The organism is Lysobacter sp. Root690, from assembly GCF_001427785.1.
Lineage (GTDB): Bacteria > Pseudomonadota > Gammaproteobacteria > Xanthomonadales > Xanthomonadaceae > Lysobacter.
Genome location: NZ_LMHM01000016.1, coordinates 291216 through 300261, shown reverse-complemented (window position 1 = coordinate 300261; position 9046 = coordinate 291216). Strand labels below are relative to the sequence as shown.

4 protein-coding genes are annotated in these 9046 nt (G+C 64.9%); 2 read left to right on the top strand and 2 right to left on the bottom strand.

Annotation, left to right across the window (positions count from 1 at the left end; translation table 11 throughout):
* Window positions 1–166: 166 nt before the first annotated feature.
* Window positions 167–385 (top strand): MbtH family protein, encoded by a 219-nt coding sequence (locus ASD86_RS18930; RefSeq protein WP_056114184.1) that lies wholly within the window; start codon window positions 167–169, stop codon window positions 383–385.
* Between the two features lie 101 nt (window positions 386–486).
* On the opposite strand, the gene ASD86_RS18925 is transcribed toward ASD86_RS18930, so the two are convergent.
* Window positions 487–1827: a hypothetical protein gene (locus ASD86_RS18925; protein ID WP_157476845.1), complete on the bottom strand. Its 1341-nt coding sequence runs from the start codon at window positions 1825–1827 to the stop codon at window positions 487–489.
* A gap of 572 nt (window positions 1828–2399) precedes the next feature.
* Complete coding sequence (locus tag ASD86_RS18920; protein ID WP_056114177.1) at window positions 2400–6641, bottom strand: polymorphic toxin type 46 domain-containing protein; 4242 nt, start codon at window positions 6639–6641, stop codon at window positions 2400–2402.
* 683 nt (window positions 6642–7324) lie between these two features.
* Between ASD86_RS18920 and ASD86_RS18915 the strand changes: the two genes are divergently transcribed.
* Window positions 7325–8725, top strand: a complete 1401-nt coding sequence (locus ASD86_RS18915) for a trypsin-like serine protease (RefSeq protein ID WP_056114174.1) — start codon at window positions 7325–7327, stop codon at window positions 8723–8725.
* Window positions 8726–9046 lie beyond the last annotated feature (321 nt).

Below are 9046 nucleotides of genomic sequence, written 5' to 3'. Positions count from 1 at the left end.
ACCGCCGCGATCACTCGCCTCATTGCCGTGTTACGCGAAGGCCGCGAGCGCGGTTTCGGTCGCGGCGCGGCATTCCCGCAGCTCGACACGAGCGGCGGATTTTCCCCATGGCCGTCGCCTCTGGCTACGCCACCGGTTTTATCAACGTCTGTTAACGGAGATCACCATGACCAACCCTTTCGAAGACAACAACGGCAGCTTCCTCGTCCTGGTCAACGACGAGAACCAGCATTCCCTGTGGCCCGAGTTCGCCGAAGTCCCGGCCGGCTGGAAGCGCGTGTTCGGCCCGGAGCAGCGCCAGTCCTGCCTGGACTATGTCGAGCAGCACTGGGTCGACATGCGCCCGGCCAGCCTCGCGGCATTGGACGACGCCCGCGTTTCCTGAGTTCACAAGGCTGCGCATCCGGGGCGGACCGTCCGTCCCGGCCCGTGCGTCTGCGCCCGAACGTCAGCCAGAGTTTGCGCGCAACTCGACTCTTTCGCGGTTCAATCCTGCTCCGCCGAGTCGTCCGCGACCGTGCATTTCCTGTTGTAGCCCTGGACAGCGACGAATCGATACAGGAAATCGGAGAACTCGTCGCCCCAGATCGCGTTATGCCCCGAGATGATGCCCTTCTCGACCTGGACCACCATGTAGGGATTGAAACGGGCCGACTGCAGGCTCAACGGCGAGCTGGCGGACGTTGCCGGAGTTCGTGCAAGCGCCACGGCTCCGACATTCCACTGATCGGTGGTCCCGGTGCTGTACGCCTTCCACGCGCAACCGAAATCCCTGAATTCGACCGACGACGGCGTGGCAAGCTGCTTCAGTGTGTGGGTCCGGTACGGCGCGTAATGTCCGATCGCCTGTACGTTCTGACGTTTCTGCTCGGAGGTGCTGTGCTCGGAGAACAAGGTCGCAAGCGCGCGGCCTGCCGGAAAGGCCCGCTTGGTCGCGCTATCGGCCTGTGAGGTGAAGATCGCCAGGATCGGCATTTGTCCGGGACTGAACGTCATCGCCGACGCTTTGCGCTGGAGTGCGTTGAAGCGTGCCGCCTCGAACGCGGGATTCACCAGCACCACCAGGTTCGCGACGTTGCGCGGAACCTTGCCGTTGTTGATGAATGCGGTGTCGCGAATCAGCAACTGATTGAGCGAGTTGTAGATCAGCCCACCGCCGAAGCTATGGCCGGTGATGATCAAGCGATTGCCGCTGATGCTACGCACCGCGTGATTGACGGCATTGAGTTTGGCCAACTCGGCGAGAACCTCGGTAGCGCCATCGGTGCCGACGCGATGAGCGCGCCCTTTTCGCCCCCAGAATGTCAGCGTCTTGAACGGTTCGACTTTGTTGGACAGCCCGCGCCAGCCGAGATAGATCCCGACCACCTGGCGCCGCTCGCATAGCTTGCCTTTGCAGGCACCCGCATCCGCTTTCGCTATCTTCACCAGGAACTTCGCGAATGCCTCGACGTTACCGTCCTTGGGCGCCGCGTTGTGCTTCCATCCGTGCGCGAAAACCACCATGAGCACCGGGCGATCGCGATCGATCGCCCGGATCTGGTTGATCAGGCTTTCCTTGCTTGCGGGGGCCCGCAGATAGCCTTGGTCGTCGAATTCGACATAGCCCATCAGTACCGGTGGTGATGGCTCGCCAGGCGTTTCGCCCACTTGATGCAGCAATTCCCCAGGACAGTCGCCGCCCTTTTTGAAGATGCAGTAGTCGCCTGCATGCAACTGCGTTCGATAGGTGCGTCCGGAAACACAACCGGCGTTGACGCAGGCGATCAGCAATAGACAGACCATGCCAAGCCGGTGCAAGAAGCGCCCAACGGTCCTGTCGGCCATGTCCTGTCCCCAGTCGTCCATTCGTACTGGGGTTAACGCATGAATAGCGGCGGTGCGGACAGTCGGATGCGAATAGTTCGACCGTTCGTGGCCGGCCCGCCGCCGATGCGCGGGGCAGTATCGATCTTCACTTGTAGGCCAACCGGTCGGAGGCTCCGGTCATCGGCGCTGACGCAGCGGGTCCGCATTCGTGCGACAGCGTCAACGGGCGATGCCTCCATCGGGACTGCTGGGGGCATTTGAGGAACGGCGGATGGGCGGTCTGCGTTGTTGGTTTTAGGGAAGAGAGAGTAAAAGCAAAAAGCAAAAGCGAATCCCCCCTGCCCCCCTTTTTCAAAGGGGGGAAAAGCACCACGACGCGGCACCCGAAAATCATGCCCACTTTGGAAAAGGGGGCGAGCGCCCAGCGCAGCCGTGAAGTCAGCGCATCGCTGCCGCGCGGGGGATTCGCTTTTGGATCCAGATCGCCACGCGCTGAAACCAAAGCCGACTATGCCTCTCCCCCTTTTCGTAAAAGGGGGAGCATTGCGATGAGCTGCCTCAGCGATCAGCCCTGACGACGCCCGAAGACCTTATCGCCCGCCACCCAGCGGCCAATCCGGCCAGCCCGATGCGTTGGGATCGGGCGCCTTCGTCGTCCATTGCCCGGTTTGCGGATCGATGTACCAGCGGCCGACGTCGGCGGGAATCTCGGGTACGCCGTCAGGGAAGCGTTTGTTGAAGCTCTCCTCGACCGGGCCCATGGTGTGGCCGACTGGGAACTTCGGCGGCAGCATTTCGCGATGGCCCAGGGCGTCGGGCATACCCGGAATATGATCCTGCAACCAGTTGAGTTCGTCGTTCTTGACCAAGTAGGCGCGCACTATGCCGCCTTGCTCGGCGAAGTACGGCGCGAGGTCGCGGCTGTTGGCGAAGCTGCCGCCGTCGGGCGCCTGCTGCACGCCGCCGTCCTCGCGGAACAGCGGATTGTTGCGGGCCAGATTGCGCGGATGCACGGCCGCGGGATTGAACACGATCGCCGGCAGATTGCCGCCGCCCACCGCCATCGCGGCCTGCGAGGCGAGTCCGCCGCCGAGCGAATGCCCGGTCAGCACCAGATTCTCGCCATAGGTGTCATAGGCGCGACGGGTCAGATCCACCGCATGCCGATACTGCGCGGTGTCGAAACCCAATCCCTGCGCGGCGTCGGTATAGATGTCCTTCAACGCCGTGCGACTGGTCGGCGCGGTGCCCTTGAACGCAAGCACGAATTGGCCTTCGCCATTGGTGTACAAACCAGCGCGCAATCCCGAGGAATGATTGAAATCCGCCGGGGTGAAACCGGCCGGCAGATCGGCGTCGGCGACCTGGCGGAAGCTGCCTTCCAGCGCGGAGCCGTCGGCCTTGTACACGTGTTTGGCGACTTGCAGCAGATCGCCGTCGAGGCGATGCGGCGTGGTGCCTGCCATGTCGTCGGCGAAGCTGCGGCCGGGCGGCACCTGATAGGCGCCGGTCGCGCCGGCCGGCGGCAACGCATCCGGCGGATCGACGCCCTTGGCCACGGGCTGGAAGGGATCGTTCTTGCCGGCATAGATCTGCAGGCGGCCGCCTTCGGTCGGCATCGACAAGGTGTTGTCCGGGATCGCCCAGGTATCGTCGATGCGATTGGCGGTCGAAACCAGCACTTGCGTGTCTTCGGTCAGCACGTAGCGCGTGGACACCTTGGACACGATACCGTCGGGGGTGATTTCCGCCGCGTATTTTGGATCGACGCCGACATGTGGCTGAGCCTGGATGTCGCGGACACGACCGTACACGCCAGGCCCCGGACCGATGTCGGCGATTCCGATATCGGTGGGACGGGCGCTGTCGCTGAAGGAGAAGTAGTTGCCCTTCGGCCCGCCCGGCACCTGCCACTGATAGACCTCGGTGCCCTTCGGCAAGGTCCGCACTTCCACCGGACGGGTGAAGTCGATGCCGGCCACATGCGAAAGATCCGCGGGCTTGCCGGTCGCGCGTTCGTAGAACGAAATGGCCGTGGCCTGGCGCTGGGCGATGACTTCCGCGGTCGGCGCCGCGTCGAGCGCCAATCGCTGCGGCGCGCCGTCGAGCACACCGCGCGGCGGCGGTAGATCGGTGATGTTGTAGACGCCGTCGGGGCCTTGCGTCGCCAGCCGCGGTTCGACCGTCGGCGGCGTTACCGGGCGGCCTTGCTGATCGATGTAGCGCAGCGGGCTGTGGGCCACGTCGTCGACCGCGCCGGCCGCGCCGGGCAGCTTGATCTTGGGAATCTTGAGCGGGATGACCAGCGAAGCCACGTCGAAGGTGACGTTGCCGAGCGCCTCGCCGTAGCGGCCTTCACCCCAGGCCTTGCCGATGTGATCGAACATGTGCGGCAAGCCTTCGACCATCGCCTGGCCGGTCTCCATTCCGCGCTTGGCGCTGGGCAGGAACGCTGGCGCGTTGCCGCCGCTGACCTGATCGACGAGCACGCCGGTGCCGCTGAGGTCGTACGCGGTCCGGGCCAGCGCGCCGAGGCCGACGACGAAACCCACGGCCGCGTCCTTGAAGCCGCCGCCGAAGCCCTGCAACTGGCCCATGAAGCTGGTTTCGCCGTTGCCGCGCACATCGGTGATCAGCTCGCGCATCTGCGGAGTGAACGCCTCGTTGCCTTCGGTGGCGCGGCTGATGATGCTGTCGCGCAGCCAGTTCAGGCGCGCGTCCGGATCGGTCTTGACGATCTGGCGGATCAGCGCCGCCTGGCCGTCGGCATCGAGCGCGCCCATTTCCTTGACCAGCGCCTGCACGCGCTCTTCCTGGTTGTCGACCATGAAACGGCGCACGCCCGCGTCCATCACCCGGTCGCGCGCGGCGAGCACGGCCGGATTCTTGTCGGCCGCGGTCTCCAGCCGATCGCCCATCAGCGTGTTGTAGGTGTTGCCGTCGATCTTGACCGTTTCGCCGTTCAAGGTCGTCAGGCCCGCATCGCGCGCACCGGCCAGTTGTTCATCGCTGAGGAAGCCTTCGGTGAACGCATCGCCGTGCATGCGGTTGTACAGCGCCACGAAGCGCGCCTGCGCGGCGGGATCGGCCGCGCGCGCCTGGTATTGGGTCATGAACGCCTGCAGCTGGCCGGCGTTCTGCTGATCGCTGGTCGCGGCCAGTTCGCCGTATTCGCCGGTGTAGTTGTCGCCGTTGGCGTTGTACTGATCGATGTCCTTGATCGCCTGCAGATCGGCGGCCTTGGTGCCGGGCACGCCGGTCATGATGTCCAGGCCGCCGTTTTCGAGCTGGGTCATCTGCTCGGACGACAGATTCTCGAGGATGTCGGTCTTGAACCAGGATTGGCCCATGCCGGGATCTTTTTCCTGCAGCGCCGACAGCACCATCTGCTGGGACACCGGGTCGAGATCCTGCAGCGTGTCCAGCGCATAGTTCAGGCGCTTCTCGTAATCGTCCCGCCACATGGTGCGGTCGCCCTGATCGAGAATCTCGTCGGCGACCTGATTCGCGCGCGATCCATCGATGCGCTCGCCCTTGAGCGAACCCAGTTCCTTGACCACGCTGCCGTCGGCGGCGGTCTGGCGCACGCCGACCGGCTGCTGCTGAGCGTCGTACTCGGTCACCACCTTGCTGCCGTCGGCGTTGGTGGTGGTATCGCGACTGGTGACGACCGGCAGGCCGCTGACCGACTCATGCTGGGTGGTCAGCTGCAGCGCGCCCTTGGCGTCGTAGGCCTGGGTCGTGGCGAGTTTGCCGTCGTCGCCCAGCGAGTACACGGTGCGCCTGCCGTCGGCGGCGGTATCGACGACCTGCTTGCGTCCGTCTTCGCCGACTTGCTCCGCGCGCGCGACGCCTTTCTGCTCGAACACGACGCTGCCGTCTTGCGCGACCAGCTTCTGCGACAGCTGCGCATCGGGAATGCCCTGCGCTCCGGCCGGCGCCGCGTGCACCTGATACTCCATGCGATAGCCGCCGTCGTAGGCGTGGGTCACGGTGCTGACGCCGGGCTGGCCCGCCACCGGCGTGGTGGTGATCTTGCTGACTTCGCCGGTATCGAAGGTGGTCGCACCGTCGGCGGACACTTCGCGGATCCGCAGCGGTTGCGGCCCGGTGACGTCGGCGCCGTTCTCGCGCAACGTCACCGATTGGACTTGATAACCCTGCTCGTTCGGGATGACGGCGTGCTGCACGATCCGCGCCGGCTCGGCCGCGGTACCGCCGTAGGCATCGGTGATGACCGCGCTCTTGCCGTCGGGACCTTGCTGCACCGTGCGCTGCGGCAGTCCGCTGACGGTCGACACGCCATTGTCGACGACGCTGCGGCTTTCCAGCGGCACCGCGGCGGCGGGACCGGTCGCCTTCGGGTCGAACACTTTCGTCGTGACCAGCGCGTTACCGTTGGCATCGAGCCCATCGGTGTGGGTGACGCGAGTGCCGTCGGCATAGGTGCTTTCACGCACGGCCGCGCCCTCGGGCGTCTGCGTGGTGCGGCTCTGGGTCGGGGTTTCCGGCTTGGCCTGGGCGACGACGTTGTCGGCATCCAGGCGCGCCTGCGCCTGGTCGTAGGCGCGGTTGATGGTGTGGATGTCGCCGGTTCGGCCTTGTTGCGAGGCCTGATCGATCGCGCTGCGACGGCTGTCGCTCAGATTCGCGATTGTCTGCTGGTGAGTGGCCCCTTGCAGGGTGCCGCCCTTGTCGAAGGCGGCCTGCGCGAGCGCGTCTTCCGGCTTCTCTATTCTGACCGGCGGCTTGACCGGGGGCTTGACCGACTCCGGCGGCGGGGGCGGCGGAGGGGGCGGCGGCGGAAGTGGCTTGATCTTTTCGTCGCTCATCGTGTCTCTCTCCGTCTCGCACCTGCGGGTTTGCCGTTCGAGCGGAGCGCTTGAAGCGCAGCATCGTCCAGGCAATCGTCTGTCCTGCCTCGCGTTCGCGCAGCCGACTCGCCTCCGAACCGGGCGCAAGCAGGCAATCGCCAGGCAATCGAAATGCCGCGTTTGCCTGCACGCAGTCCGCACAATTGCATCGCTCGTAGCGCGCATTCAATACGGGGCGACCCTAGGAAGGCTCAGGCGTGGGTGCGTGTTTATCTAATTGAACGACAGCTTGAGCGCGTCGTCGCACCGGCAATGAGCTTCGCACTCTCACCGTCGCTCACCGGAAACTGATCTGCGCCACCGCCACAACGCAGCATCTGAATACCTGAACGATTTTATTTCCGCTTGCGTGATACGAGTCCGGAAGCCGCGTGCGCGCGGATATTTTTCGCGTTGTTGTGCAGCGCGACGCAGGCATACGGTGCGCTGTGGTCGCCGAACTCAGACCACGTCCGAGGTGGCCGACCATCGGCGCTTCGCGCAATCGAGTGTTTTCGTAAACGCCGTTCAATAACCGTCTTTCAACTGCCCGACTCCCATCGCCGGCCTCGCCGCCATACGGCAAGGTTTGCCGGATGCGTGTGCCTGCGTCGCGGAGAAGGTCCCGCCCGTGTGTCTTAATTTCTAGGAAGGAAAGAGCCATGAAACGACTGTACGGTTCCCTCGCCTTGTTGTCCCTTTCGATCAGCGCCGCGATCGCCGCGCCGACGACGCTTCCGGCAGCGTTCGATCATCCGAACGTTTCCTCCATCGACAAGGTCGCGGTGCGCATCATGCCCGCGGTCAATGTCGATAAGTTGAAGGCCGAAGATAGCCTGCGCGACAAGCGCGGCGATATTCCGCGCTTCGCCTTTCCGATGACGGTCGACATGACCCCGTTGAATTCGGGCGCGTGGGAGAATCTGGACGCCGAGCATGTGGTCTGGCGTCAGCGCGTGCGTTCGGACAAGGCGATGTCGCTGAATTTCGGCTTCACCGAGTACTACATGCCGGCCGGCGGCCGTCTGCTGATCTATCCGGCGACCCAGGAAAAGGGCGGCGACCGCGATCTGATCCGCGAATACACCGACCGCGACAACAACGATCTGGGTCAGTTGTGGACCGCGATCGTCCCGGGCCAGGAAGCGGTGATCGAGGTGGTGGTGCCGCGCGCCAGCGCCGGCCAGTTGAAGCTGCATCTGACCAAGGTCAATCACGACTACGTCGGTTTCGGCCCGCTCGCGCGTCGCATGGTCGAAGCCAGCGGCGAGAAAGGCGTGTCGGGTTCGTGCAACGTCGATGTGGCCTGTCCCGACGGCACCGCCAACAGCAACATCGTCCGCTCCGTGGCGGTGTATTCGAAGAACGGTTCGCTGGCCTGCACCGGCTCGCTGGTCAACAATACCGCCAACAACAAGAGGATGTACTTCCTCACCGCGCATCACTGCGGCATGACCACGGCGGCGGCGGCGAACAGCATCGTGGTGTACTGGAATTACAAGAATTCGACCTGCCGCGCGCCCAACACGCCGGCCAGCGGCGCCAACGGCAACGGCTCGCTGGCGCAGAACCAGTCGGGCTCGACCCTGCGCGCGACCTCGGCCAATTCCGACTTCACCTTGCTGGAACTGACCACCGCCGCCAACCCGGCGTTCAGTCTGTTCTGGGCCGGCTGGGACCGTCGCAACCAGAACTTCCCGAGCGCGATCGCGATCCATCATCCGAACGTCGCCGAGAAGCGCATCAGCCTGTCGAACACCTCGACCTCGTTCGTGGCCTGGGGCGGCGGCGCCGGCACCACCCACTTGAACGTGCAATGGCAGCCGAGCGGCGGCGTGACCGAACCGGGTTCGTCGGGCTCGCCCTTGTACAGCCCGGACAAGCGCGTGATCGGTCAGTTGCATGGCGGTCCGTCGAGCTGCAGCGCCACCGGCACCAACCGCAGCGACCAGTACGGCCGCGTGTTCACCTCGTGGACCGGCGGCGGTACCAATGCCACCCGCTTGAGCAACTGGCTCGATCCGGGCGCGACCGGTGCGACGTTCATCAACGGCATCAACTGATCCCACAGTGATGCTTCGCAAGTCCGGCTGACCATCGTTCGGACCGGCGAGTCGCTCCGTGCCGGAGCGGCTCGCCATTCGCGGCTTCGAGCCGCCACGCCGGCCCGGTTGTCACAGCCGGCATGTCTTCGAACTCCGGACCGTCAGGTCGTCGTCAGGTCGCCGCGGCGGGCCTGTGCTCGAAGTCGCGGGCGGATTTCGCATGCCCGGCAACCGTCAGGTTTCCGAAAGGTGTTCACGCCCCGCACTGTGGATGCTGGCCTCAACCACCGGCCAGGACGACGCCGGTGCGGCTCGCACCGCAAGGTCGGCGAGCACGAG